Below are 24,512 nucleotides of genomic sequence, written 5' to 3'. Positions count from 1 at the left end.
TCGCCTCGCGTTACCGGCCTCAAAAATGCGATTCGACGGCCCAAGCGGACCGTATTTCCGGGTCATGGAAACGGGATGAAGCACGGCCGAAGGCCCGGTGGCAACATCCGATTGCATCCCCGTCAACAGGGCGCGCCGTCAAATATTTGAAACCATAGCTTTCTCTGGACCGCGCGGCGTTTCGCGAATATGGCAGGTTGCGCGATCCAAAATCGGCAATCGGAGCTGGGAATGAAGCGAATCCTGATCGGCCTCGTCGTGGCAGCGGTGCTCGCCGCGGGCGGATGGTTCGGCTTCAATCTGTATGTGCAGAACCGGGCGACCGCCGAGGTCGAGGCGGTGTTCGCGCAGATCCGCTCGGGTGGGGGCAAGGCGAGCCATGGCAAGATCGGGTTCGAGCTCGCGACCCGGACGCTGACGGTGGAGGACATCAAAGTCGAGCCTGCCCAGGCGCAGCTCGCCACCTTGAAGGTCGCCAAGATCACGGCCGTCGGTGTGCGCCAGCCGGACGAGGCTCGTTTCTCGGCCGACAGCATCGAGGCGTCGGGCGTCGAGGTCGGCTTTACATCCACCGAGCGGATCACCGTGAAGGCGAACTACAAGCTCCCGCAGATCACCGCGCGCAATTTTTCCGGCCCGACCCGCGCAGAGGGCACGCCGGTGACCGGCTCGATTATCGACATGTACCGCTTCATCCTCGCGCAATACGCGAACATCTCGGCGTCGGAGATCGCGGTGCCGACCCTCGAGGTCAACGTCGATGCGGGCGGCAATGCCGGCGGCGGTGATTATGTCTATTCGGGCGTGTCCATCCAGAACGTCAACCGGGGCAAGATCGAAACGGCGAAGATGGACCGCGTCGCCCTTACGGTCGACCTGACCCAGCCGGGCAGGCCCGCGAAGATGACCGGCGAATTGTCCGGCCTGGCCATCTACGAATTCGACCCAACCGCCGTGAGGGCTGCGCTCGATCCGCAAGGATCGAACGACGACAATTTTCACAGGATCTATCGGCGCATCTCGGTCAACTCCTATGTCGTGACGGCGGCTCCCGGCATGCGCATGCAGGTGGACGGGTTCACCTTCGACGACATTGCCATCCGGCCCTCGAAATTCCGGCCGGCCGAGATCATCGCGCTGGTGCCGGCCGACGGCTCGATCCCAACGCCGGCACAGTCGCGTGACATGATCGAGAAGGTGGCCGACCTCTTCGACGGCTTCCAGATCGGCAAGGCCGAAATTGGCCGGCAAACGGCCGAGACGCCGCAAGGGACGGGACGGCTCGACGCGGTCAAATACGATCAGGACAGAATAACGCTGGAGGGCCTCGACATCCCGATGCCGCAGGGCCAGTTCAAGATGGACCGCTTCGCGTTGAAGTCCTTCAGCGTGGCAAATCTGATGCGCTGGGCGGCGAGTCTCCAAACGCCGGGACGGCCGCCCTCGCCCGATCAGATGGTCGGCCTATTCCGCGTGCTCCAAGGTGCCGAGATCAAGGGCGTGGTCTCGCCGTACAAGACGACGCGGCAGCTCTTCACCATCGATACGATCAGCCTGAACTGGGGGGAGTTCGTCGGGCCGATCCCGAGCAAGGTCAATCTGGTCGTGAAGATGCTCGCGCCGACCGATCCCGCCAATCCGGCGCTGCAGCCGCTGATCGTGGCAGGCGTGGACAAGCTGGCGATCGATCTGGATCTCGGCGCGGCCTGGACGGAATCGTCGGGCGCGTTCGCGCTCGCCCCCGCTACGCTCGATCTCGGCAACCTCGCCAGGCTGCAGACCCGCGTCGCGCTCGTCAATGTGCCGCGCGGCCTGTTCACGACCGACCCGGCGCAGGCGATGGGTCAGGCAGCGCTGGTCGAAACCGGCGCGCTTGAGGCCTCGCTGCGTGACGGCGGCGTGGTCGATCTCGTCGTGGCGCAGTTCGCACGCATGCAGAATGTCAGCCGCGATGCTGCCCGCAGCGCCATCGTCGCGATGATCAGGGCGCAAGGCGAGAAGATCGCAGGGACCAATAGCGATGCCAGGGGCGCGGTCGACGCGCTCGCCGGATTCGTGGAAGCGCCGGGGCAGACGCTGACCATCAAACTGACGCCCCGCGCCAAGGTGCCGTTGATGCAATTGATGCAGCTCTCGCAAACCGACCCGCAGAGCGCGCTGGCGCAGTTCAGGATCGAGGCCTCGACGGGGCTGTAGTTCGATCTCCCGGATGCGGCTCGGGAGGGCTTCAACTCGTGTCGTCAGTGAAGTCCCGTCGGTCCGGGGCGACCGGGCATGCAGTCTTTCATCGTTCCCCCCTTCAGGAGGCGGCAGTCCCAGTAAAAGTCGAGCATCATGCCGGCGATAAGCAGCGCAATCACTGCCAAGACTAGGGCGGCGACGCGACTGTTGCTCATTGAGCTCTCCGTCCACGACGCGACCTTAGATCGATCTCACGATTAACGTCAACTTGAACACGACGAAGACAAAAAGAGCAAGTTCACCGGAATTCTTGGGCCCCAGCTCAGCAGCGCATCACTCGCGTGCCGCGCTGCGTCCGGGGCACCAGACTAGAAACCGTCAAATTCACTTCTGCGGCAGGTTGACCCGCACATGCAGCTCGCGGAGCTGTTTCGTGGTGGCTTCCGACGGGGCGCCCATCAGGAGGTCCATGGCCTGCTGGTTCATCGGGAACAGCGAGATCTCCCGTAGATTCGTGGTGCCACAGAGCAGCATCACGATGCGGTCGACGCCGGCGGCCATACCGCCATGCGGCGGCGCGCCGTACTGGAAGGCGCGGTACATGCCGCCGAAGCGGTCGACCACTTCCTGCTCGCCGTAACCTGCGATCTCGAACGCCTTCACCATGGCTTCCGGCACGTGGTTGCGGATGCCGCCCGAGGCGATCTCGTAGCCGTTACAGGTGATGTCGTACTGGAACGCCTTGATGGTCAGCGGATCCTGCGACTTCAGCGCATCGAGGCCGCCCTGCGGCATCGAGAACGGGTTGTGCGAGAAGTCGACCTTCTTGTCGTCCTCGTTATACTCGTACATCGGGAAGTCGACAATCCAGGCGAGCTCGAACCGCTCCTTGTCGGTGAGGTTCAATTCCTCGCCGACCTTGGTGCGGGCAAGACCTGAGAACTTCCAGAACTTGTCGGGATCGCCAGCGACGAAGAAGGCGGCATCGCCTTCCTTGACGCCGAGCTGTGCGCGGATCGCGGCGGTGCGCTCGGGCCCGATGTTGTTGGCGAGGGGACCGGCGCCCTCGCCGCCCTCGCGCCACATGATGTAGCCGAGGCCGGGCTGGCCCTCGCCTTGCGCCCACGAGTTCATGCGGTCACAGAAGGCGCGGCTGCCGCCGCCCGGTGCCGGGATCGCCCAGACCTGGTTCTTGGGATCTTCGAGCATGCGCGCGAACACCTTGAAGCCGGAGCCGCGGAAATGCTCGGAGACGTCCTGCATCTCGATGGGATTGCGCAGGTCCGGCTTGTCGCTGCCGTACTTGCGCAACGCCTCGGCGAACGGAATCCGGCGCCAGCCCTTGGTCACCGGCTTCCCCTTGGCAAACTCTTCAAAGACGCCCGTGATCACAGGCTCCATCGCCGCGAAGACGTCTTCCTGCGTCACAAAGCTCATCTCGACGTCGAGCTGGTAGAACTCACCGGGCAGACGGTCGGCGCGCGGGTCCTCGTCGCGGAAGCAGGGCGCGATCTGGAAGTAGCGGTCGAAGCCCGACATCATCAAGAGCTGCTTGTACTGCTGCGGCGCCTGCGGCAGCGCGTAGAACTTGCCGGGATGGATACGCGACGGGACGAGGAAGTCGCGCGCGCCTTCCGGCGAGGACGCGGTCAGGATCGGCGTGTTGAACTCGAAGAAGCCCTGCCCCTCCATGCGCCGGCGCATCGACTTGATGATCTCGACGCGCGTCATGATGTTCTGGTGCAGCTTCTCGCGACGCAGATCCAGGAAGCGATACTTGAGGCGGATGTCTTCGGGATATTCCTGGTCGCCGAACACCGGCAGCGGCAGGTCGCCGGCCGGTCCCAGCACCTCGATCTCGCTGATGTAGACCTCGACCTTGCCGGTCGGCAGGTCGTCATTGTCGGTGCCATCGGGGCGGCGGCGGACCTTGCCGTCCATCTTGACCACGAATTCCGAGCGCAGCTTTTCGGCCAGCGAGAACGCCGGCGAGTCCGGGTCGACCACGCACTGGGTCAGGCCGTAATGGTCGCGCAGGTCGATGAACAGCACGCCGCCATGGTCGCGGACGCGATGGACCCAGCCGGAGAGGCGGATGGTCTCGCCGATGTTGCTCTCGCGGAGCGCGCCGCATGTATGTGACCGGTAGCGATGCATGGTCGTCCCAAAATCAATGTCTGAAGGAAGCGAATCGAACGGCCCGTGATGGCCGGTCCGAAGTTGCGGCAGGGTTTACCCCGGCAGGACGGGGGCGGCAACCAAGGGAACGGCCGGATTTGGACCTCAGGTGCCCATTTTTGGCTTATCCGGGGGCGAACCTTTGCCGATTGACGTTCCAGCCCTATCTTGAGGTCATGACGGTGCATTTCCCCTTCCAGAACTCCTATTCGGCGCTGCCGGACAACTTCTTCGCCCGCGTCGCGCCGACCCCCGTCGCCGCGCCCCGGCTGATCAAGCTGAACCGGCCGCTGGCGGTCCAGCTCGGGCTTGATCCTGATGTGCTGGAGACCCCTGAAGGCGCGGAAATCCTGGCCGGCAAGACGGTTCCCGCCGGAGCGGATCCCATCGCCATGGCCTATGCCGGGCACCAGTTCGGGCATTTCGTGCCGCAGCTCGGCGACGGCCGTGCCATCCTGCTCGGCGAGGTCATCGACAAAGACGGCGTCCGCCGCGACATCCAGCTCAAGGGAAGCGGCCCCACCCCATTCTCCCGCCGCGGCGACGGCCGCGCGGCGCTCGGCCCGGTCTTGCGCGAATACATCGTCAGCGAGGCCATGTTTGCGCTGGGCATCCCGACCACGCGCTCGCTCGCCGCGGTCGTCACCGGCGAGCACGTCATCCGCGAGACCGCGTTGCCCGGCGCGGTGCTGACCCGCGTCGCCTCCAGCCACATCCGCGTCGGCACCTTCCAGTTCTTCGCCGTCCGCCGGGACACCGAGGCGATCCGCCGGCTCGCCGATCACGTCATCACGCGCCATTATCCGGACCTGCTCCACGCCGAGCGGCCGTATCACGCGCTGCTCGCCGCCGTGGTCGCGCGCCAGGCCGAGCTGATCGCGCGCTGGCTGCTGGTCGGCTTCATTCACGGCGTGATGAACACCGACAACAGCTCGATCTCGGGCGAGACCATCGATTATGGCCCGTGCGCCTTCATGGATTCCTACAATCCTGCCCAGGTGTTCTCCTCGATCGACGAGATGGGCCGCTACGCCTATGCCAACCAGCCGCGCATCGGCTTGTGGAATTTGACGCGGCTTGCCGAATGCCTGCTGCCGCTATTTTCGGACGACCAGGAGAAGGCCGTCGCCGAAGCCCAGGACATTCTCGGCGCCTTCTCGGACCAGTTCAGCGCGGCCTATCAGGCCGGCTTGCGCAGGAAGGTCGGCCTGTTCACGGAGCGCGACGGCGACGATGCGCTGATCCAGGACCTGCTCGATGCCATGGCCAAGAACCAGGCCGACTTCACCCTCACCTTCCGCAAGCTCGGCGAGGCCACTGGCGATGAGGCTGCCGACGTGCGCGCCCAGTTCATGGAGCCCGCAGCCTTCGACGAATGGGCCGGCCGCTGGCGCGCACGCATCGCGCTGGAGCCGCAAACCGCCGCCGAGCGCCAGGCCGCCATGCACGCGGTCAACCCGCTCTTTATCCCGCGCAACCACCGCGTCGAGGCCGTGATCCAGGCCGCGGTGAACGACGACGATTACGCGCCGTTCGAGGAGCTGGTGAAGGTGCTGGCGAGGCCGTTCGACGACCAGCCGGAGTATGCCGCCTACGCCGACCCGCCGCTGCCGGACCAGCGCGTGTTGCAGACGTTCTGCGGGACGTAGCCGAAGCGAGATCGAACCCGCTGCGTAGGGTGGATTAGCCGAAGGCGTAATCCACCACTTCTCTCGACGCGCGAAGAGCGAAAAGGTGGATGACGCTTCGCTAATACACCCTACGCACTCATTCTACTTCGTCGCCTTCTTCACCCCGCCGAACGATGCCACGTCGAACTTCTGGGGATCGACGGTCTCGTAGCGTGACCACTCCATGTCCGGCATCTTGCCGTAGCGTTCGCTCCAGGCCTTGTCCGTCGTCGTGTTGCCGGGAGCGACGGGGCGAAGCTCGAAATGCAGCACCTTGCTCGGGCCGATCTCGCCGATCGTGTCCTTCGCTTTGACGGTCGCTCCCACCCTAAGTGTCTCGCCTTTCGGACCGACCACGCGGCCGAGTTGGACGTAGCGCGTGTAGACGATGCCGCCATTGGGATAGGTGTGCTTGAGCACGACGTATCGGCCGCAGCCGCCGATCCCGGGAAAATCGGCCGGCGCCTGCTCGCCGGCCTCGATCTTGACGATAACGCCGTCCGCCATCGCTGCCACCGGAGCGCCCGGCTTGTCGGCGGTGAAATCGACACCGGGATGCTCGTCGTGGGTCCAGCATCCGCAGGATGTCATCGTCGTGTCCGCCGGCTTGTCGGCACGTGGAAAGCTGCGCGGGGTCAGGAATTCGTTGACCAGCAGTCCCGGCCCGTCAGGGGACGTGAAGGCATGGATCGCATAAAGCGAGAGCTTGTCCCCGACCGGCACTTCGCCCGGCAGGAAGCCGTAGACCACATCCTGGATAAAGACCTTGAGCTCGCGCCCCTTGGCGGAGCGCACCGTGATGCAGTTGGTCGCCTGCAGGCTGTCGGCATCCTGCTTGGGCATGCCGCTCATGATCAGAGACCGCTTGAGCGCTCCGTTGGCACACGGCTCGCCGTGAGAGGCCAGCGTGACATCGAGCTTCAGCGGCGACATTGGGTAGACGTCCATGCCGGTGGCGGGCCGCCGGCGCGCCAGGAATTCGTCGAGATCGGTCTCCTTGTAGCGGGCGAAGTTGAACTCGGCCGCGGTCGCACGCGGACCGGTGCTCAACACGGCAAGCAGGACGGAGAGAGCAAGCAATCCCAGCTTGCGGAAGACTCGCGGCGGCATTGGGGAAACTCGTGATGCAAATGAGGCTTGGACCCAGCAAACCATGACCGCATCTTCACGGCAAGGTAGCTCCTTCACTGCAGCGCAATCGTGAGGCGCCGTCCGCGTCGCATCTGCCCCCGGAGGCGTGTCCACATCTTCAGCAGGCCGCGGGAACCGCTGTCATCAAACTGAAACACACGCGCTCTAACGGGCTGAGAGCGCCGTCTTGCCGGAGGCGCCGATCCTCCAACCGTCCCGATTTAGGCGCGCCATGCCCTTCAAATTCATCCACCTCACCGACACGCATCTCGCGAATCCCGGCTCGATGCTCTACGGCCTCGATCCGCGCGCCCGGCTGGATGCGGCGATCGCCGACATCAACAAGCACCAGTCCGACGCTGCGTTTGCGGTCGTGACCGGCGATCTCACCCATTGGGGCGAGCCTCAGTCCTACGCCAACTTCGCCGAGGCGATGACGGCGTTGAAGATTCCCTACATCGCGATGGTCGGCAATCACGACAAGCGCGTCACCTGCCTGGACGCGCTGAAGGCGGCGCCGCGCGATGCCAACGGCTTCGTGCAGGGCACGCGCACCACCGAGCACGGCCTGTTCGTCTTCCTCGACACGCTGGACGAGACCAGCCATGCCGGCGAGATGTGCGTAAGGCGCCTCGGCTGGCTGGCAAGCACACTCGCCGCCGCGCCCGCCGATCAGGAATTCGTCGTGTTCATGCACCATCCGCCCTTCCCGGTCGGCGTCCACGCCATGGACGAGATCGCGCTGAAGCAGAGCGCCGAATTCGCGGAAGTCATCGCGCCCTATCGCGCGCGGATCCGCCACCTTTTCTTCGGCCATGTGCACCGGCCGATCTTCGGCAGCTACGGCAAGATCCCGTTCTCGACGCTGCGCGGGACCAACCACCAGGTCTGGTTCGAGCTCAACGTCGCGGCCAGCGAGCATCTCGCCAGCCACGAGCCGCCGGCCTATGGCGTCGTGCTGATCGACAACGAGAACCTCGTCGTGCACAGCCACGATTTCCTCGACCAGAGTCTGCGCTTCCCCTTCGAGCCGCCGGCGGGAGTGGACGGCCGCGACTACGCGCTCAATTTCCGGGCGCGATGAGATGAGCCTCGCTGAACCCGCGGCTCTCCCGGTCGCGACGTCGGCGGCACCGCGTCTGCACCTTCTGAAGCGCTTCACGAGCCGCTTCAAGGCCTCGCTGCCGGCCTATCTGCTGCTCCTGCCCTCGCTGGTCTTCCTCGCGCTGTTCACCTATGGCGCGATGGGGCGCGTGCTGATCGATGCGCTCTATCAGCGCGCGACGCCGAAGGCGCCGGTGCGTTTCGTCGGCTTTGAGAACATCAGCGCGGTGCTTGCCGACCCCGCCTTCGCAGGAGCCGTCGTCAACAATTTGATCTACGCCGTCGGCACGGCAGTGCCGAGCATCGCGCTTGCGCTGTTGTTCGCGCTGGCGCTGGCGCGCACTCATGCCGTGAACAGCGCGCTGCGCGCCGCGCTGTTCCTGCCGGTGCTGATCCCGATGGTCGCGGCCTCGGCGCTGTTCCTGTTCATCTTCCTGCCGAACGTCGGCCTGCTCGACTATTACATCGGCCGGCTGCTGCCGGTGCTGCCGAACTGGCTCGGCGATCCCGACATCGCGCTCTATGCGATCATGGTCATCACGATCTGGAAGAACGCCGGCTATTACATGCTGTTCTTCCTCGCCGGCCTCCAGGCCGTGCCCGAGGACGTGATGGAGGCCGCGCATCTCGACGGCGCCGGACCGTATCGGCGGCTGCGCCACATCATCCTGCCGGAGCTCAAGCCCACCTTCCTGTTCGTCACCGTCATCGCCACGCTGAATGCGGTGACGCAGGTCGACCACGTCTTCGTCCTGACCCAGGGCGGGCCGTCCAACGCGACCAATCTCGTGCTGTTCTACATCTACCAGCAGGCGGTCGAGCACTACGACATCGGCAAGGCCTCGGCGGCGACGCTGCTGACGCTGGCCGCGCTGATGGCCCTCACCGCGCTGTCCTTCCGCACCATGGCGAACCGCGAGGGCGGGCCATGAAGCTGTTTGATACGCTGTGGAAGGACGCCCCGCTCGCCACCCGCGGCGAGATCACGCCCAAGATCGGCTTTGCGCTGACGGTGCTGCTCGCGATGGTCTGGCTGATCCCATTCCTGTGGATGGTCGTCGCGACGCTGCGCCCGGCCTCCGACGGCATCAACGCCATGGCCGAGCTGATGCCGAGCCTCAAACCCACGCTCGACAATGTCAGAGACGCCTGGGAGATCGGCGATTTCCCGCGCTACACGCTCAACACCACGATCATCTGCACCGGCATTTTGCTGGTGCAATTCGTCACGATCACGCTGGCCGGCTTTGCCTTCGCGCGCCTCGATTTCGCCGGCAAGACGCCGATCTTCTACCTGTTCCTGATGCAGCTGATGCTGGTGCCGGTGCTGCTGATCGTGCCGAACCTGTCGCTGGTGGCGCAGCTCGGTCTCTACGACACGCTCACCGGGGTGATGATGCCGTTCTTCGCCTCGGCCTTCGGCACCTTCCTGATGCGCCAGGCGTTCGAGGCCATTCCGACCGAGCTGGAAGACGCCGCCCTGATCGACGGCGCCGGCCTGTTCCAGCGCATCCGCCACATCTACGTGCCGCTGTCGATGCCGAGCTTCTCGGCCTTCGCCATCATCTCCGTGACCAGCCACTGGAACGACTTCCTGTGGCCCCTGATGGTGATCAATTCGCCGGACAAGCGCCCGCTCACGATCGGCCTCTCCGTCTTCACCAAGACCGCCGAAGGCACGCAGGCCTGGGGCACCATCGCCGCCGGCACGCTCATGGTGATCGCGCCTCTGCTCGTCGCCTTCCTGATCTTCCAGAAACGCTTCATAAGCTCTTTCGTCACCTCAGGCATCAAATAGGAGATTTTCCGATGCTGTTCTCTCGCAGGCTCATGCTCGGCCTTGCCATGGTAGGCACCATGGCAGGCGCCCTCGCCGTTCCGGCCAAGGCCGAAGGTCCGACCGAGGTCGACCTGTTCTTTCCCGTCCCCGTCGACGGCAAGCTCGCCCGCGACATGGGCACCCTGATCAAGGAGTTCAACGAGACTCATCCCAGCGTCAAGGCGACTGCGGTCTACACCGGCTCCTATGACGACACGCTGATCAAGACCCGCGCCGCGATCAAGGCCGGCAAGCCGCCGGCCGCCGTGATCATGTCAGCGAACTTCCTGCTCGACATGCAGATCGAGAACGAGCTCACCAATCTCGATGCGCTGATCAAGGCCGACGGCACCACCAAGGACCAGTTCCTCGGCCAGTTCTTCCCGGCGCTGCACGGCAATGCCGTGATCAACCGCTCGGTCTACGGCGTGCCGTTCCACAATTCGACGCCGCTGCTCTACATCAACGCCGACAAGGCCAAGGAAGCGGGCCTTGATCCGAGCAAGCCGCCGCAGACCTGGGCCGAGCTCACCGACTGGGCCAAGAAGCTGACCAAGCGCGAGGGCGACAAGGTGACCCAATGGGGCATCGCGATCCCCTGCGCCTACGACTATTGCGGCTGGATGATGGAAACGCTCACCATGAGCAATGGCGGGCGCTACTACAACGAGGAGTTCGGCGGCGAGGTCTATTACGACACGCCCTCGATGCTGGGTGCACTGACCTGGTGGAACGACCTGATCTACAAGCACAAGGTCCACACGCCCGGCGCCACGCCCGGCCCTGCGGTGAGCACCTCCTTCATCTCGGGCAATGCCGCGATGATGATGCTGTCGACAGGCTCGCTCACCTATGTGCGCGACAACGCCAAGTTCCCCTACAAGGTCGCCTTCATCCCGCGCAACGTCCGCAACGCGGTGCCGATCGGGGGCGCCTCCCTGATCATGCCGGCCGGGCTTGAGGCCGACAAGCAGAAGGCCGCCTGGACGCTGATCAAGTGGATGACCTCGCCCGAGAAGAGCGGCTGGTGGAGCCGCGCCACCGGCTATTTCGCGCCAAACATGGCCGCCTACAAGACGCCGGAGATGGTCGAATTCCTGGGCAAGAACCCGGACGCCAAGACCGCCGTCGAGCAGCTCGACGTCGCAAAGCCGTGGTTTGCGACCTACAAGACCGTGCCGGTGCGCAAGAACCTCGAGGACGAGGTGATGCTGGTCCTCAACGGCAAGAAGCAGCCGAAGGAAGCCCTCGCCGCCGCCCAGAAAGCCGCCGACGAGACGCTCAAGCCGTACAACGCGGAGACGTCGCTCAAGCTGCCGTAAGGGGCTGTACGATTTCGAACCGAATACGCATCTCTTAGGGTGGGCAAAGGCGCATAGCGCCGTGCCCACCATCTACCTCTCAACTCTGTTGATCGATGGTGGGCACGCTTCGCTTTGCCCACCCTACGAAGCAGCGCTCACGAAAGACACTTCAACAGATCGTCACCACGATCTTGCCGAACTGATCGTTCGACTCCAGAAACCGATGCGCTTCGACGATGTCCTCGAAGCGGAACGTCCTGGCGATGACCGGCTGCAACGTGCGATCCGACAGCCCGTCGAGAATGAACGCCTTGGCCTGCGCGAGGCGCGCGGGATCGCGGATGATCTCGTGCACGAGGTAGCCGCGCAACACCAGGCTCTTCGTCAACACGTTGAACAGCGGAAACGGCGTCGGCTCAGGACTCAATCCACCATATTCGATCAGGATTCCGCCCGGCGACATGGCCGCGGTCAGCGGCTCGAACGCGGGACCACCGACGGCGTCGAAGACGACGCGGACCCCGTTAGATCCGGCGATCGCCTCCAGCCGCGCCCGAATGTCGTCTTCGTCCGAGGCGACGACATGGGCCGCGCCGGCATCGCGCAAGGCCCCAAGCTTGGCCGAGGTCCGCGTCAGCGCGACCGCGGTCGCGCCGACCCGGTTCGCAATCTGAATCGCCGCAATCCCGACGCTGCTGGATGCAGCGGTGATGGCGACGATGTCCCCTCGACCAAGTCGGGCGATGTCGACCAAAGCGCCGTAGGCTGTCAGATACTGCATCCACACGGCCGCCGCCGTCTCGAAGCCGAGCTCCGGCGGATGTTTCACGATGAGTTCGGCCGGAAACGTCGCGAGCTCGGCATAGGCCGGCCATCGCACCATCGACAGCGCCGGCACGATGCTCACGATATCGCCCGGCACAAAGCTCGTCACATCGTCCCCGACCGCTTCGACGATGCCGGCCGCCTCGAGACCCAGCCCAGATGGAAATGTCGCGCGCTCGATATAGGTCCCCGTTCGCAACAAGGCCTCGGCGCGATTGAGGCCGAGTGCCTTGACCCGGATCTGCACCTCTCCCGTCGCCGGTGGCGGAACATCGATGGGTTCGATGCGCAGCACGTCGGGACCACCATGGCGATAAAAGCGAACGGCGCGGGCCATGGATGCACTCCAAAACAGTTGAACTGAATAGAGCTATGCCGATCCGTGCGAAGAGGATAAATCGCCCAAGCAAGCCAACAGTCGAAACCAGGAGTTTTCAATCATGGACCGCCTGACCAGCATGGCCGTGTTCGTCAGGGCCGTCGATCTCGGCTCGTTCGCGGCTGCGGCCGATGCCCTGGAGATGTCGGGGCCGATGGTTGGCAAGCACGTCCGTTTCCTCGAAGAGCGCCTCGGGGCACGGCTCCTCAACCGCACCACGCGGCGCCAGAGCCTGACCGACGCCGGCCAGGCCTACTACGAACGCTGCCGCGCGGTGCTGAGCGAGGCCGAAGCCGCAGATAGCGTCGTTGCCGACCAGTTGTCGGAGCCGCGCGGCAGGCTGCGCGTCACCATGCCGGCCCTGCTGGGACGGCACTGCATTGCGCCGTTGCTGATGAAGCTCGCGCGGAAATATCCGCATCTCGAACTCGACCTCTCGTTCGGCGATCCGATTGCCGACATCGTCGAGGCCGGCTACGATCTGGCAATCCGAACCGGCGATCTCGACGACCAGTCCGGCCTGATCGCACGGCGCATCGCAAGCCAGCGCATGGTGGTATGTGGCGCGCGGTCGTATTTGCGCACGAGCGGCAAGCCGAAATCGCTCGACGATCTCGCCGCCCATCAAGCGATCATCTATCGCGGCTCAGGGCGTGTCCGGCCGTGGCTCTTTCCGCAGGAGGGCGGGCCTCATCGCGAGATCATGCCATCGGGCCGGCTCCGACTTGACGACCTGGAGGCGATTGCCGATGCCGCGGCACAAGGCATGGGTCTCGCCTGGCTACCCTATTGGCTGGTCCGCGAGCGCCTCGACACGGGTGCGCTGGTCAATCTCTTCAGCAGTCAGCCCCCATTCCTCTACGAGTGCCACGCTCTCTGGCCGCGCTCACCCCGGCTGCCGCCGAAGGTGCGCGCCGCCGTGGACATCCTCGCGACCGGCTTGCCGAAGCTGATGGCGTGACCATGGCTGCGCCCAATTAACTTCTCGTCCACCATCCGCCCCGGCCCGCCGCCGGTAACCATCACAATTAACAGACCCTCAACGCAGCCCCGACAAATCTATCAATGTTTCTGGAGATTTCGCCGTGGATCTGTTGGTTATCGAGTTCCTGGGACTGGCGCTGGTCGCCATGTGCGTCCTCGTGGTGGCGCTGCCCTGCGCACGAAAATCCTCGCAGCGGGTCCGCTACGAATAGGATTTTCGTCGGAAAGGGACGATTCCGGCCCGATGCAAGGCTCGAATTCGCTCAGAGCCCCTTGACATCACAGCACTTTCGGCGGAACGGCTGATACCAAGTGTCATGGGCCGTTCATGGATTTAATTACCACCACCGCTGACCTCGCGGCTGCCTGCAGCCGGCTGGCCAAGCACCCCGTCATAACAGTCGATACCGAATTCCTGCGCGAGACCACTTACTACCCGCTGCTGTGCGTGGTGCAGATGGCCAGCGCCGAGGAAGCCGTGGTGATCGACACCCTGGCCGAGGGGATCGATCTCAAGCCGTTCTTCGAGCTGATGGGCAACGAGGGCGTGCTCAAGGTGTTTCACGCCGCCCGCCAGGACATTGAGATCATCTGGCACCAGGCGGGCATCATCCCGCACCCGGTGTTCGACACCCAGGTGGCTGCGATGGTGCTCGGTTACGGCGACAGCATCGCCTATGACGCCCTGGTCGAGAAGGTCACCGGCCACCGCCCGGACAAGACCCACCGCTTCACCGACTGGTCGCGCCGGCCGCTGACCAAGGAGCAGATGCACTACGCGGTCTCCGACGTCACCCATTTGCGCGACGTGTTCGCCGCGCTCGACGCCGACCTGAAGAAGCGCCGCCGCAGCGAATGGGTCTCCATCGAGATGGAGGTCCTGACCTCGCCCCGCACCTATGATTTCCATCCCGAGCGCGCCTGGGAGCGGCTGAAGACGCGGGTCCGCAAGCCCAAGGACCTCGCGGTGCTGATGGAGGTCGCGGCCTGGCGCGAACAGGAGGCGCAGAGCCGCGACGTGCCGCGCGGCCGCGTGCTGCGCGACGAAGCCGTCACCGACATCGCGACCCACGCGCCGACCACGCTGGAGAAGCTCGCCCATCTGCGCTCGGTGCCGAAGGGGTTCGAGAAATCCAAATGGGGCGCGGACATCATCGCAGCGGTCGAGCGGGGGCTGGCGCGGGACTTCTCGAAGCTGCCCAAGCTGGAGAAACCGCGCAACAATTCCAACGGCGCCGCCATCGTCGAGCTGTTGAAGGTGCTGTTGCGGATGACCGCCGAGCGCCACGCGGTCGCAAGCAAGGTGATCGCGACCGTCGACGACTTAGAGGAGATCGCGGCGGACGATGAGGCCGACGTGCCCGCCTTGCGCGGTTGGCGCCGCGAGCTGTTCGGCGACGCCGCGCTGAAGCTCAAGCGCGGCGAGCTCGCGCTCGCGATCGAGAAAGGCCGCGTGATCGGGGTGCAGCGGGCGTAGGGGCACGCTGTCGCGCCGATTTCCCGTCATTGCGAGCCAACGGCTCCGCGCGAAGCGCGGCCCGATGACAGGTTCAGGGAAGCAATCCAGAATCCCTCGTCGGAAACAGTCTGGATTGCTTCGTCGCAAGAGCTCCTCGCAATGACGACGGAGAGAGCGACGAAGCCTTACGCCGGCGTCAGCTTCGCCACTTCGCTCTTCATGTCGTTCAGCACGCCGGAGATCGCGTCCACCAGTTCGTCGATCTGGGTCTTGGTCGTGATCAGCGGCGGGCAGATCGCGATGGCATCGAGCATGTTGCGCGAGATCACGCCGCGCTCCTGGAGCATGCGGCTGGCGATGCCGCCGACGGCGCCCGGCGTTGCCGCCGCGGTCTTGCGCGCCTTGTCGAGCACGAGCTCGAGCGCGGCGATCATGCCGACGCCGCGGACCTCGCCGACCAGCGGGTGGCTGGCGAGTTCACGCAAGCGGCCCTGCATGTAGCCACCGAGCTCGGCCGCGTGTGCGACGAGGCCGCGCTCCTCGATGATCTTGAGGTTCTCCAGCGCAATCGCCGAGCCGACCGGATGGCCGCCCGCGGTGAAGCCGTGGCCGAGCACGCCGATCTTGTTGCTCTCGTCCGCGATCGGCTCGAACATGCGGTCGTTCAGGATGATCGCCGAGAGCGGGAAATAGCTCGATGTGATCTGCTTGGAGACGACGATCGCATCGGGCTTGATGCCGTAGGTCTCGCAGCCGAACATCTTGCCAGTGCGGCCGAAACCGCAGATCACCTCGTCGGCGACCAGGAGAATGTCGTACTTCTTCAGGACCTTCTGGATCTTGTCCCAATAGGTCGCCGGCGGCACCACGACACCGCCCGCCCCCATCACCGGCTCGCCGAAGAACGCCGCGATCGTATCCGGCCCTTCCTTCTGGATCAGGGCGTCGAGCTCCTCGGCCCGGCGCGTGGCGAAGGCTTCCTCGCTCTCGCCGGGGGCGCCGTCCTTGTAGAAGTGCGGCGAGCCCGTATGCAGGATGTTCGGCAGCGGCAGGTCGAACGAGCGGTGGTTGTTCGGCAGGCCCGTGAGGCTGGCGGATGCGATGGTGACGCCGTGATAGGCACGCAGGCGGCTGATCACCTTCTTGCGCTGCGGTTGGCCGAGCGCGTTGGAGCGATAGGCGATCAGCTTCAACACGGTGTCGTTCGCTTCCGAGCCGGAATTGGTGAAGAACACCTTGCTCATGGGCACCGGCGCGAGCGCGACCAGTTTCTCGGCGAGGTCGATCGAGGGACCGTGCGATTTGGCGGAGAACGTATGGTAGAACGGCAGCGCCTGCATCTGCTTGTGCGCCGCCTCGACCAGTCGCTTCTCGTTGAAGCCGAGCCCGACGCTCCACAGGCCCGCCATGGCTTCGAAATAGCGCTTGCCCGACGCGTCGAAGACGTAAGGCCCCTCGCCGCGCTCGATCACCAGCGGACCGGCCTGCTGATGCGTGCGCGCATTGGTGTAGGGATGGAGCTGATAGGCCACATCCCGGGCCTCTTGCGAATTGGGCAGCATGGACATTTGCGATGATCCCTAAAAGCGTCACGCCGCCGGCGGGCCGGCGTCATCACTCGATGGCGAGTACTTGTCTCAAGTACTTGGCTATTGCCACGACGCAAAACTTGCAATGCCAATTCGTCGGCGGCAAGCGCTCAGCAGCGATGCACAAAGCCGCACATGATAGGACCGCGGATCGCAGAATCGGGCTGGGCAGCTCTCACGCCGCGCCGTCGTCGTCCACTTCGTCGGTGGCGGAAACGGCTTCCCTCACCTCCACCAGCGCCATCGAGAGCAAGTAGACCGTGGTAGGCAGCCCAAGTCTGCGCGCCTTCTCGGCGGCATGCGACAGATCGCTCGCCAGCTCCTTGAGCTCGTCTCCCCGCGACAATTCTCAACCCCATCGACCGGCCGCGGCCGCCTACACCGCAACGGCGCCGCTGGTTCTGATCAGTTCGGCGCTGGACTGGATTGTAGCAAAATTCGCAATGACATCCACTACCGCATGCCGGTAGGCCGCGGCATCGTCCGTGCCCGGCTGCCGGCAAGCCACCGCGTCGGTGATCACATGGTAGCGATGACTGCGGTGAAACCCCTCGACGGCAGTGGCCAGGATGGTCTCGTCCAGGGAAAAGCCGATCAGGATGCAGCGTGTGGTGCGGATAGCGGACATGTGGCCGCCAAACCGCGACGAGCTGTAGGCGGACGGCAGCGGGTGCTCGAACGTCATCTCGCCCGGTTGTGGCCTGGTCTCCGCGATCCAATCGGTCAGCCTGGATGACGGATTGAACCAGGCCGCCTGCGCGATGCGCTTCAGATGCATCACCGGCCATAGATTGCTGCGCCACAGCGTCAGGAGTTCCAGGCAGCGCGCTGTCGTCGCATCGCCGTCGCGGATAACGTGACGGCGGCCGGGGGTCAGGTACTCGACCTGAAGATCCGCACAGACCAGGATCGGCGGATCATCGTACATTGAAACCAGCATCGAGTTGCGCGCAGCTGCACCTGTTTCAGCGGTCGGCGAGCGCGAGGTCCCGCAGCGGCGAGGTCACCGCCCGCCCGGCCGAGGCATCGAGCACGCCAGGACGGTCCCAATCGCCCTCGGGACGAATAATCACATAGGGATCGCTATCCAGCGTGATGGCGTCCGGGCCCGGCTCGATCTCCAGCAGCATCTCCGTGTAGGAGAAATCCGAGAACGTGATCTTGCGGTTGTGACCGAGCGGCTTGGCGCCGAAATGGGCCCAGAAATCGACCAGCCGGTCCTGCGCCTGGCCGTAGATCTTGCGAAAGCCCTTGCGCTTCACATAATCGACACTGGCCTGCACCAGCTTGAACGAGACGCGCGAGCGCCGATATTGGTGACGCACCGCAAGCCGCTCCACCTTGGCGAAATCGCCGAAGAAGCGCACCCGCAGGCAGCCCGCAGGCTCGTTGCCGACGAAGCCGATGAAATGCGCCGCGACCATGTCGTTGCCGTCGAACTCCTCCTCGAACGGACAATCCTGCTCGGCGAGGTAGACCGCCGAGCGGATGGCGGTCACCAGCATGAGATCGCTTGGGTCGCGCGCGAGGCGGATGGTGATGGCGCGGGAACAGGGCTTGGCGACTGGAATCCTAGTACCGTGCATCTGCAAAGCTCCTTGATTGGATGATCGCTCCCGGCATGCGTATCGGCTGTCGATGCCAGGGCCGCTCGTAGCACCAAAGGTCGGGTTGGAAGCTCGGGACGGGCGCAAAGCCTGTCGCCTTCATGATGTCGCGTCCGGCCACCGTTGACGGCTGCGCATAGCAATCCGCATCGCGAAACCTTATCTGCCGCAGATGAGCCGCGGCCTTACCGAGACCGGCGATGCCGCGGCCCGTCGCCGCGATCGCCCAGATGTAGATGGCAGCGACGTCTTCGTCTGCCGATGCGAGATAACGCGTCTCGGGCGCGGTGAGGCAAATCTCGTCGAGCAGCAGCGCGTCATGTCCGCGGTCATTGAGAAACAGGAAGGCCATGCCGCCGACGAGCTTGCCTTTGCGGCTGAATGTCAGGATGCTCTGGGGATCGAAGACGTAATATTTGGCAAGCTCCGCCGTCCCGATCTGCACGCCCGGCACCAGCCGGTGCGCCATCTCCGAAAGCGCTCCAATTTCGGAAAATTGCGCACAGCGGACGTCGACGTCCGGGCTCAGCGGCAAGGCATCGAAATCATGCCTTGCGGCAAACGTGCCCCTTTCCATACTCATGTCGCGCCTCTATCGTTCGAGGCTTTCATGCCCCGCTACGACGAGCTTAGCGGTTGGGGATCAGGAGTATGCAGCAGTTATTGCACCGGGGTGCTGCGATGATGCAGCACCGTGAAGAAGCCCTGGGCGCGTCCTGGGATGATTTGAAGCTGTTTTTAGCGTGCGCAAAATTTAAAAGTTTTCGGAATGCCGCCGAAGAGCTCGGCCTCACCTCCACCACGCTGATGCGCCGCATCGACCGGCTCGAGGAGAGCATTGGGTGCAAGCTGTTCCTGCGCGACCAGAGCGGGCTGACGCTCAGCGATGAAGGCGCCGCGATGATCGCCGACGTCACGCATATGGAGCGTCATGCCTTCAACGTCTTCCGCCGCGCGGCGCGGTCCTCGAACGACACCTCGGGCACCGTTCGCGTCGCGGTGACGGAAGGCCCCGGCAATTTCTGGATCCTGCCGCGGCTGATCGACTTCCAGAAGACGTACCGCAAGATCACGGTCGATCTGCGCTGCGCGATGGAGCAGGCCGACGTCGCGCGGCTCGAATCCGATATCGCGATCCAGCTCGAGCCGCCGACCAATCCCGATCTGATCGTCGCCAAGCTCGGCCGCCTCCACATCTATCCCTTCGTCTCCAAGGAGTATGAAAGCCTCTACGGCGTGCCGGCAACGCTCGCCGAACTGAACAATCACCGCATCATCAAGCAGAGCGCGCCGCAGGTCGACGACGGCGCCTATGCCCGCGTGCTCGGGCTGAAGTCGCTCGAAGGCATCGTCGGGATCAAGACCAATTCGTCGGTGGGCGTGCTCTACGCGGTGGAGCGCGGCGCCGGCATCGGCTTCCTGCCGACGGTATCGATCGCGCTCGGTGCGCCGCTCGTTGCGGTCGATCTCGGCGTCAGCCATCACGCCGATCTCTGGCTCACCTATCACAAGGAGTTCCGCAGCTCCGAGCGGCACAAGATCGTGGTCGACTGGCTGAAGAAGATCTTCGATGCCAGGACCTATCCCTGCTTCCGCGACGAGTTCATCCATCCGAACGCGCTGGTGCCGATGATGACGGCGGCGCGCGAGGGCTTTGGCCTGGCGGGATACGTGGCGACGGCGCCGACTTAACGCAGGCGAGCGTCAGCTCACCATTTGTATTCGAAGCCGAGCGTGCCCTGGTGCGAGGTGAGCTCGTTGCGAAATTTGCCGTCGTAATTGACGTAGAGCCTCGCCACGTTGGTCAGGCTGAGCGAAGCCGAGGCGCCGGCATCCGCGCCGTAACGGCTCTCGCCGATGCCGGGGACGATGACGTTCTGGGCGCCCAGACTGACCTGGATGGATCCGAGGTCCTGGTGGAAATTGTCGACGAACTTGCCGTAGGCCGAGAGGTCCAGGATCTTCTGGTCGATGATGAAATAGCGGCCGACCTCGGCCCCGAGCATGATGCGCGCGCGCGAGAGCGCCGACGAGCCGACGTTGAGCGGATCGAGCCCGCCGGTCTCCTGGAACGCGGCGCTGGTGGCGCGCACATATTCCAGCGCGCCCTTGGGCACGATGCGCATCTCGTCCTTGGTCCAGTAATAGCTGATCTCGGTCAGCGCGCCGTCCACGGCGGCGCGATAGCGCGCGGTCGCAAGGCCAAGGCCGGTATCGCGGCTGGAATGGACCTTGCCGAAGCCGTGCACCACGGCAAAGGCCCAGGTCCACGGGCCCTTGTCGATTGAGCCGCTGAAGCCGAGCTGGGTGAGATCGAGGGTTGCGGATTGCAGCGCCAGCGGCACGTCGATGTCGGTGTGGCTGTGGTCGACGGAGAATCCGATGTTGGCGCCGGGTGCGAGCCGCGCGCCAAAGCCGGCAACGCCGCCGAAGGTCTTGCGCTTGTCGCCGACGAAGTCGCCTTGCGCTTCGGTGCGAACCGACAGGCCATAGCCCTCGAACCAGGTGCGGTAGCGCGGATCTTCCGCAGCCACCGAGGCGCCGCCGCCGCCCGGATTGGTGCGGAACGCCCGGTTGACGCCGCCGGAGGCCTGATTGCCGAGCCGCTCCAGAAAGCCTGAGCCGAAATTGAGCATGCTGTTGCCGGCTGACTGATTTTGATTGGTCGAGGTCGGCGACGGAATCGGGGTCGGTGACGGCGTGGGTGTCGGCGTGGGCGTCGGGGTCGGTGTGGGCGTGCTTTGCGCGAAGCCGGGGCTCACGGCCGCCATCGTCACGACCAGCGCAAACGCCATCGCGAGCGCAGCCACGATCCGCCGGACGCGGTCCAGCCCGATCGTCTGCCGTGTCCCGAAGAGCTGCGCGGCGCAGCGCATGACGATGAATCCCGAAAGCGAAGTGGCGGCGCACAAAAATGCAACACGGTCTGCGGCGCTTGCGGCGATTTGGGCCGAACTGCCACGAGGGGTCAACCGGTTGGCGCATAACGGCCAAGGCTATTGCACCGATTGTGGTTCTGCTGCCACAGGTCGCAAATTGCGCTTGAAGGCACCTGGCTTGCTCTTGAGATCCGCGCGCGGCTTGCTAGCGGGCGAATTTCATGTTGCAATAACGTTCACAATCGGAATTGGCCGTTTGCTGTGCGTTTCGCGACATTGCGCCTCAAGACTCGAACAGACTTCCGGGAGCCCGTTTGTGGCGTGGCACGCGAAAAAGCGGCCGCGTCGTTTTTATATCTAGTGGAGGAGACGAGCGATGCCGCAAAAGGGCACCGTCAAATGGTTCAACCCGACAAAGGGCTATGGGTTCATCAAGCCGAATGGCAGCGACAAGGACGTGTTCGTCCACATCTCCGCCGTCGAGCGTGCCGGACTTTCCACCCTCAACGAGAACCAGGTGGTTGAATTCGACCTCGTGGAGAACCGCGGCAAATCATCCGCGGAGAACCTCAAGGTTTCCTGATGTCTCTCGCGGCATGCGAGCGATCATGACGTTGCCCCCGGCTCTGCCGGGGGATTTTGTTTCGAGCTGCCAGCAAAACAGCGCGTAGCTGGAGAAACGAATATCACCACCAATCGACCAGAGACGACGGCCGACGAACTCCAACGCCCAGCTTCGTCGTGCGACGAGAAGGCACTCACGCCGTTCGATGTTTTCGGCTCGGACCTTCCCGACGAGGCATTCGCGGGTGTGTTCGATCACCCCCGGCAAGTCGGCAGACTGGTCGATCGACTGCTCTACGGCTCTTGAGTCCCGAGCTGTCTAACTCACCACCGGCGATACCAAAAAATTCTCCGACGCTGCGCTTCCCGCCGTCTTGCAGACATCGCCCTCGATGCGGACCTTACCGGCCGCGAGCAGCCGCAGCGCCTCGGGATAGATGCGGTGCTCGACTTCGAGGATGCGCTCGGACAGCGTCTCCGCGGTATCGTGGTCGCTGACGGGAACCGCGCCCTGCATCACGATCGGGCCGGCATCGGTCTCGGGAATGACGAAGTGGACCGTCGCGCCGGAGAGCTTGACGCCGGCGCGCAGGGCCTGGCCGTGCGGGTCGAGGCCGGGGAACGATGGCAGCAGCGAGGGATGGATGTTGAGCATCCGCCCGTACCAGGCCTTGGTGAACTCGGCCGTGAACAGGCGCATGAAGCCGCCGAGACAAATCAGCTCGATGCCGTGCTTGTCGAGCGCGGCCTGCAGCACCGTCTCGAAGCCGGCGCGGTCCTTGCCGAACAGCTTGCTTTCGATCACCTCGGTGGTCACGCCGCTCGCCCGGGCGCGTTCGAGGCCGGGCGCATCCGCCTTGTTCGAGATGACGAGCGAGATCTCCGCCGGGAAATCCGCGGCGGCGGCTGCCCTGATCAGCGCAGCCATGTTGGAGCCGCGCCCGGAAATCAGGATGGCGACGCGGCGCTTCATCACGGCGCCAGTCATTATAGCGCCATGTCGAGGTGGCCGTTATAGACGACGCGGTGCTCGCCCTCGGCCGGAATCACGGTGCCGAGCTGCGCCACGGTCTCGCCTGCGTCGGTGAAGACTTCGACGACCTTGTCGACCTTGTCGGGCTCGACGATCGCGATCATGCCGATGCCGCAATTGAAGGTGCGCAGCATTTCCAGCTCGGCGATGCCGGCTTGGGCCGCCAGCCATTTGAACACCGGCAGCACCGGCAGGCGTGCCAGGTCGATGCCGACACCGAGATGCTTTGGCAGCACGCGCGGGATGTTGTCGGTGAAGCCGCCGCCGGTGATGTGGGCGAGCCCCTTCACCGCCCCGGTCTCGCGGATCGCGCGCAGGCAGGATTTCACGTACAGCCTGGTCGGCGTCAGCAGCGCGCCGCCGAGCGTCATCACCGGCGCGAACGGCGCCTGCGCCTCGAAGCCGAGGCCCGACTGCTCGACGATCTTGCGGACCAGCGAGAAGCCGTTGGAATGCACGCCGGACGAAGCGAGACCGATCACGGCATCGCCCGCGGCGATGTCCTTGCGCGGCAACAACGTACCGCGCTCGGCGGCGCCGACGGCAAAGCCGCCGAGATCGTAGTCGCCGTCCTTGTAGAGGCCGGGCATTTCGGCAGTCTCCCCGCCGATCAAAGCGCAGCCGGATTCGCGGCATCCCTCCGCAACGCCCGCGACGATGGCGGCCGTGGCCTCCGGATCGAGCTTGCCGCAGGCGAAATAGTCCAGGAAAAACAGCGGCTCGGCGCCCTGGACCACGAGGTCGTTGACGCTCATGGCGACGAGGTCGATGCCGATGCCGCCATGCAGGCCGGTCTCGATCGCGATCTTGACCTTGGTACCGACACCGTCGGTCGCGGCCACGAGGACCGGATCCTTGAAGCCGGCCGCCTTGAGGTCGAACAGGCCGCCGAAGCCGCCGATCTCGGCATCGGCGCCCGGCCGCGCGGTGGCGCGCACCATCGGCTTGATCAGGTCGACCAGGCGGTTGCCCGCGTCGATATCGACGCCTGAATCGGCGTAAGTGAGGCCGTTTTTGCGGTCGGTCATGCCCGATTTCCAGTGGGTTTGCGGCTGGTTACGTTGAATTCCGGGGACGCGCAATGGCTCGCATGGCGCTCCCCGCTATACTATGTAGACATATCAACCGGTTCAGCCTGCAACGGGCCGGATTTGAGGTCAGAACCGGTGCCGGGAAGCGCTTTCGTGAGTATTCCGAATATCATTACCTTGGGCCGCATCATGCTGGTCCCGATCATCGTCTGGGCCATCGTGTCGAGCCAAATGGAGGTGGCGTTCGCCGTCTTCCTGATCGCCGGCATCAGCGATGCCGTGGACGGCTTTTTGGCCAAGCGCTTCAACATGACGAGCGAGCTCGGCGCCCTGCTCGATCCGCTCGCCGACAAGGCGCTGCTGGTCTCGATCTACATGGCGCTCGGCATCTGGGGCGCGATCCCGCGCTGGATCGTGATCCTAGTGGTCTCGCGCGACATCATGATTGTCGCCGCCGTGATCGTGTCCTGGTTGTTCGACCGGCCGGTCGAGATGAAGCCGTCGAAAGTCTCCAAGCTCAACACGGTGGCACAAGTGGCATTCGCAGCTTTGGTGCTGGCGGCGCTTGCCTTCGGCTTCAAGCCCGCGCCTTATGATATCATCCTGATGGGTCTCGTCACGGTCTTCACGCTCTCCTCCGTGTCGCTCTATCTCGTCGAGTGGCTGCGGCACATGAGCACGATCGAGGCCAAATGAGCGGGGAAGCAGCCCAGCAAAAGGCCAAGTCCCGCACCATCAAGTCGAATCTCTACAAGCGGGCCGGCGCGCCGGCATG

The 24,512-nt window shown here is 64.5% G+C and carries 23 protein-coding genes; 11 read left to right on the top strand and 12 right to left on the bottom strand.

The genetic code is table 11. The features are described 5' to 3' along the window. The first annotated feature begins 231 nt into the window (after window positions 1–231). The gene (locus tag I6F09_RS02350; RefSeq protein ID WP_225187371.1) at window positions 232–2,196 is read left to right on the top strand and encodes a hypothetical protein; all 1,965 of its coding nucleotides are present in this window, start codon (window positions 232–234) and stop codon (window positions 2,194–2,196) included. 44 nt (window positions 2,197–2,240) lie between these two features. Here the strand turns inward: I6F09_RS02350 and I6F09_RS02345 are convergent, their stop codons facing one another. Further along, the gene (locus I6F09_RS02345; RefSeq protein WP_158284410.1) at window positions 2,241–2,396 is read right to left on the bottom strand and encodes a hypothetical protein; all 156 of its coding nucleotides are present in this window, start codon (window positions 2,394–2,396) and stop codon (window positions 2,241–2,243) included. A gap of 169 nt (window positions 2,397–2,565) precedes the next feature. Beyond that, window positions 2,566–4,338, bottom strand: a complete 1,773-nt coding sequence (aspS, locus tag I6F09_RS02340; RefSeq protein ID WP_225187370.1) for an aspartate--tRNA ligase — start codon at window positions 4,336–4,338, stop codon at window positions 2,566–2,568. Window positions 4,339–4,535: 197 nt separating this feature from the next. Here aspS and I6F09_RS02335 point away from each other — a divergent pair, with 197 nt between their 5' ends. Continuing rightward, window positions 4,536–6,008, top strand: coding sequence for a protein adenylyltransferase SelO (locus I6F09_RS02335; RefSeq protein WP_225187476.1), 1,473 nt, complete (start codon window positions 4,536–4,538; stop codon window positions 6,006–6,008). A 123-nt stretch (window positions 6,009–6,131) separates the two neighbouring features. On the opposite strand, the gene I6F09_RS02330 is transcribed toward I6F09_RS02335, so the two are convergent. Continuing rightward, window positions 6,132–7,139, bottom strand: a complete 1,008-nt coding sequence (locus I6F09_RS02330; protein ID WP_225187369.1) for a M23 family metallopeptidase — start codon at window positions 7,137–7,139, stop codon at window positions 6,132–6,134. 253 nt (window positions 7,140–7,392) lie between these two features. Here I6F09_RS02330 and I6F09_RS02325 point away from each other — a divergent pair, with 253 nt between their 5' ends. The 4 genes from I6F09_RS02325 to I6F09_RS02310 are packed head-to-tail and all read left to right on the top strand — an operon-like array spanning window position 7,393 to window position 11,405. Beyond that, window positions 7,393–8,244, top strand: a complete 852-nt coding sequence (locus I6F09_RS02325) for a phosphodiesterase (RefSeq protein WP_225187368.1) — start codon at window positions 7,393–7,395, stop codon at window positions 8,242–8,244. A gap of 1 nt (window position 8,245) precedes the next feature. Further along, the gene (locus I6F09_RS02320) at window positions 8,246–9,196 is read left to right on the top strand and encodes a sugar ABC transporter permease (protein WP_225187367.1); all 951 of its coding nucleotides are present in this window, start codon (window positions 8,246–8,248) and stop codon (window positions 9,194–9,196) included. Beyond that, window positions 9,193–10,062, top strand: coding sequence for a carbohydrate ABC transporter permease (locus tag I6F09_RS02315; RefSeq protein ID WP_225187366.1), 870 nt, complete (start codon window positions 9,193–9,195; stop codon window positions 10,060–10,062). Before I6F09_RS02320 ends, I6F09_RS02315 begins: the two co-directional genes overlap by 4 nt. Before the next feature lie 11 nt (window positions 10,063–10,073). Continuing rightward, on the top strand, window positions 10,074–11,405 hold the full coding sequence (locus tag I6F09_RS02310; protein WP_036000530.1) for an ABC transporter substrate-binding protein: 1,332 nt from the start codon (window positions 10,074–10,076) through the stop codon (window positions 11,403–11,405). Window positions 11,406–11,556: 151 nt separating this feature from the next. On the opposite strand, the gene I6F09_RS02305 is transcribed toward I6F09_RS02310, so the two are convergent. Continuing rightward, window positions 11,557–12,549, bottom strand: a complete 993-nt coding sequence (locus tag I6F09_RS02305) for a zinc-dependent alcohol dehydrogenase family protein (protein WP_225187365.1) — start codon at window positions 12,547–12,549, stop codon at window positions 11,557–11,559. Between the two features lie 103 nt (window positions 12,550–12,652). On the opposite strand from I6F09_RS02305, the gene I6F09_RS02300 reads away from it, so the two are divergent. Together I6F09_RS02300 and rnd are read left to right on the top strand one after the other, a co-directional pair. Further along, complete coding sequence (locus tag I6F09_RS02300; protein WP_057028984.1) at window positions 12,653–13,552, top strand: LysR family transcriptional regulator; 900 nt, start codon at window positions 12,653–12,655, stop codon at window positions 13,550–13,552. A gap of 351 nt (window positions 13,553–13,903) precedes the next feature. Further along, window positions 13,904–15,052 (top strand): ribonuclease D, encoded by a 1,149-nt coding sequence (gene rnd, locus I6F09_RS02295; protein ID WP_036000537.1) that lies wholly within the window; start codon window positions 13,904–13,906, stop codon window positions 15,050–15,052. A 167-nt stretch (window positions 15,053–15,219) separates the two neighbouring features. Here rnd and I6F09_RS02290 read toward each other — a convergent pair whose 3' ends face one another. From I6F09_RS02290 to I6F09_RS02270, 5 genes are all read right to left on the bottom strand, one after another. Continuing rightward, a complete protein-coding gene (locus I6F09_RS02290) occupies window positions 15,220–16,602 on the bottom strand; it encodes an aspartate aminotransferase family protein (RefSeq protein ID WP_036000540.1) in 1,383 nt (460 codons plus the stop codon). Window positions 16,603–16,798: 196 nt separating this feature from the next. After that, window positions 16,799–16,969, bottom strand: a complete 171-nt coding sequence (locus I6F09_RS02285; protein ID WP_225133048.1) for a hypothetical protein — start codon at window positions 16,967–16,969, stop codon at window positions 16,799–16,801. A gap of 30 nt (window positions 16,970–16,999) precedes the next feature. After that, a complete protein-coding gene (locus I6F09_RS02280; RefSeq protein ID WP_225187364.1) occupies window positions 17,000–17,563 on the bottom strand; it encodes an isochorismatase family protein in 564 nt (187 codons plus the stop codon). Between the two features lie 25 nt (window positions 17,564–17,588). Next, on the bottom strand, window positions 17,589–18,209 hold the full coding sequence (locus I6F09_RS02275) for a GNAT family N-acetyltransferase (protein WP_036000546.1): 621 nt from the start codon (window positions 18,207–18,209) through the stop codon (window positions 17,589–17,591). After that, a complete protein-coding gene (locus I6F09_RS02270; RefSeq protein WP_036022739.1) occupies window positions 18,196–18,813 on the bottom strand; it encodes a hypothetical protein in 618 nt (205 codons plus the stop codon). Before I6F09_RS02270 ends, I6F09_RS02275 begins: the two co-directional genes overlap by 14 nt. A 68-nt stretch (window positions 18,814–18,881) precedes the next feature. Between I6F09_RS02270 and I6F09_RS02265 the strand changes: the two genes are divergently transcribed. Continuing rightward, window positions 18,882–19,922 carry a LysR family transcriptional regulator gene (locus I6F09_RS02265; RefSeq protein ID WP_036000552.1) on the top strand — a complete coding sequence of 347 codons (1,041 nt, stop codon included), beginning with the start codon at window positions 18,882–18,884 and terminating at the stop codon, window positions 19,920–19,922. Between the two features lie 17 nt (window positions 19,923–19,939). On the opposite strand, the gene I6F09_RS02260 is transcribed toward I6F09_RS02265, so the two are convergent. After that, complete coding sequence (locus I6F09_RS02260; RefSeq protein WP_225187363.1) at window positions 19,940–21,106, bottom strand: autotransporter outer membrane beta-barrel domain-containing protein; 1,167 nt, start codon at window positions 21,104–21,106, stop codon at window positions 19,940–19,942. A gap of 379 nt (window positions 21,107–21,485) precedes the next feature. Between I6F09_RS02260 and I6F09_RS02255 the strand changes: the two genes are divergently transcribed. Further along, window positions 21,486–21,692, top strand: a complete 207-nt coding sequence (locus I6F09_RS02255; RefSeq protein ID WP_027576280.1) for a cold-shock protein — start codon at window positions 21,486–21,488, stop codon at window positions 21,690–21,692. Window positions 21,693–21,992: 300 nt separating this feature from the next. On the opposite strand, the gene purN is transcribed toward I6F09_RS02255, so the two are convergent. Both purN and purM read right to left on the bottom strand, forming a co-directional pair. Further along, the gene (gene purN / locus I6F09_RS02250) at window positions 21,993–22,646 is read right to left on the bottom strand and encodes a phosphoribosylglycinamide formyltransferase (protein ID WP_225187475.1); all 654 of its coding nucleotides are present in this window, start codon (window positions 22,644–22,646) and stop codon (window positions 21,993–21,995) included. A gap of 14 nt (window positions 22,647–22,660) precedes the next feature. Then, window positions 22,661–23,734: a phosphoribosylformylglycinamidine cyclo-ligase gene (gene purM, locus I6F09_RS02245; protein ID WP_036000563.1), complete on the bottom strand. Its 1,074-nt coding sequence runs from the start codon at window positions 23,732–23,734 to the stop codon at window positions 22,661–22,663. A 156-nt stretch (window positions 23,735–23,890) separates the two neighbouring features. Between purM and I6F09_RS02240 the strand changes: the two genes are divergently transcribed. Beyond that, complete coding sequence (locus I6F09_RS02240) at window positions 23,891–24,433, top strand: CDP-alcohol phosphatidyltransferase family protein (protein ID WP_025035876.1); 543 nt, start codon at window positions 23,891–23,893, stop codon at window positions 24,431–24,433. The last annotated feature ends 79 nt before the right edge of the window (window positions 24,434–24,512 follow it).

The organism is Bradyrhizobium sp. IC3195, from assembly GCF_020193585.1.
GTDB lineage: Bacteria > Pseudomonadota > Alphaproteobacteria > Rhizobiales > Xanthobacteraceae > Bradyrhizobium > Bradyrhizobium yuanmingense.
Note: the sequence above shows the minus strand (reverse complement) of the source record. Positions and strands in the feature narration are given on the sequence as shown.

What these genes read in the sequence shown, in the direction of transcription:
- I6F09_RS02350 (WP_225187371.1), top strand. Translation starts at nt 232, where the DNA reads ATGAAGCGAATCCTGATCGGCCTCGTCGTGGCAGCGGTGCTCGCCGCG.
- I6F09_RS02345 (WP_158284410.1), bottom strand. Translation starts at nt 2,396, where the DNA reads ATGAGCAACAGTCGCGTCGCCGCCCTAGTCTTGGCAGTGATTGCGCTG.
- aspS (WP_225187370.1), bottom strand. Translation starts at nt 4,338, where the DNA reads ATGCATCGCTACCGGTCACATACATGCGGCGCGCTCCGCGAGAGCAAC.
- I6F09_RS02335 (WP_225187476.1), top strand. Translation starts at nt 4,536, where the DNA reads ATGACGGTGCATTTCCCCTTCCAGAACTCCTATTCGGCGCTGCCGGAC.
- I6F09_RS02330 (WP_225187369.1), bottom strand. Translation starts at nt 7,139, where the DNA reads ATGCCGCCGCGAGTCTTCCGCAAGCTGGGATTGCTTGCTCTCTCCGTC.
- I6F09_RS02325 (WP_225187368.1), top strand. Translation starts at nt 7,393, where the DNA reads ATGCCCTTCAAATTCATCCACCTCACCGACACGCATCTCGCGAATCCC.
- I6F09_RS02320 (WP_225187367.1), top strand. Translation starts at nt 8,246, where the DNA reads ATGAGCCTCGCTGAACCCGCGGCTCTCCCGGTCGCGACGTCGGCGGCA.
- I6F09_RS02315 (WP_225187366.1), top strand. Translation starts at nt 9,193, where the DNA reads ATGAAGCTGTTTGATACGCTGTGGAAGGACGCCCCGCTCGCCACCCGC.
- I6F09_RS02310 (WP_036000530.1), top strand. Translation starts at nt 10,074, where the DNA reads ATGCTGTTCTCTCGCAGGCTCATGCTCGGCCTTGCCATGGTAGGCACC.
- I6F09_RS02305 (WP_225187365.1), bottom strand. Translation starts at nt 12,549, where the DNA reads ATGGCCCGCGCCGTTCGCTTTTATCGCCATGGTGGTCCCGACGTGCTG.
- I6F09_RS02300 (WP_057028984.1), top strand. Translation starts at nt 12,653, where the DNA reads ATGGACCGCCTGACCAGCATGGCCGTGTTCGTCAGGGCCGTCGATCTC.
- rnd (WP_036000537.1), top strand. Translation starts at nt 13,904, where the DNA reads ATGGATTTAATTACCACCACCGCTGACCTCGCGGCTGCCTGCAGCCGG.
- I6F09_RS02290 (WP_036000540.1), bottom strand. Translation starts at nt 16,602, where the DNA reads ATGTCCATGCTGCCCAATTCGCAAGAGGCCCGGGATGTGGCCTATCAG.
- I6F09_RS02280 (WP_225187364.1), bottom strand. Translation starts at nt 17,563, where the DNA reads ATGCTGGTTTCAATGTACGATGATCCGCCGATCCTGGTCTGTGCGGAT.
- I6F09_RS02275 (WP_036000546.1), bottom strand. Translation starts at nt 18,209, where the DNA reads ATGCACGGTACTAGGATTCCAGTCGCCAAGCCCTGTTCCCGCGCCATC.
- I6F09_RS02270 (WP_036022739.1), bottom strand. Translation starts at nt 18,813, where the DNA reads ATGAGTATGGAAAGGGGCACGTTTGCCGCAAGGCATGATTTCGATGCC.
- I6F09_RS02265 (WP_036000552.1), top strand. Translation starts at nt 18,882, where the DNA reads ATGCAGCAGTTATTGCACCGGGGTGCTGCGATGATGCAGCACCGTGAA.
- I6F09_RS02260 (WP_225187363.1), bottom strand. Translation starts at nt 21,106, where the DNA reads ATGCGCTGCGCCGCGCAGCTCTTCGGGACACGGCAGACGATCGGGCTG.
- I6F09_RS02255 (WP_027576280.1), top strand. Translation starts at nt 21,486, where the DNA reads ATGCCGCAAAAGGGCACCGTCAAATGGTTCAACCCGACAAAGGGCTAT.
- purN (WP_225187475.1), bottom strand. Translation starts at nt 22,646, where the DNA reads ATGAAGCGCCGCGTCGCCATCCTGATTTCCGGGCGCGGCTCCAACATG.
- purM (WP_036000563.1), bottom strand. Translation starts at nt 23,734, where the DNA reads ATGACCGACCGCAAAAACGGCCTCACTTACGCCGATTCAGGCGTCGAT.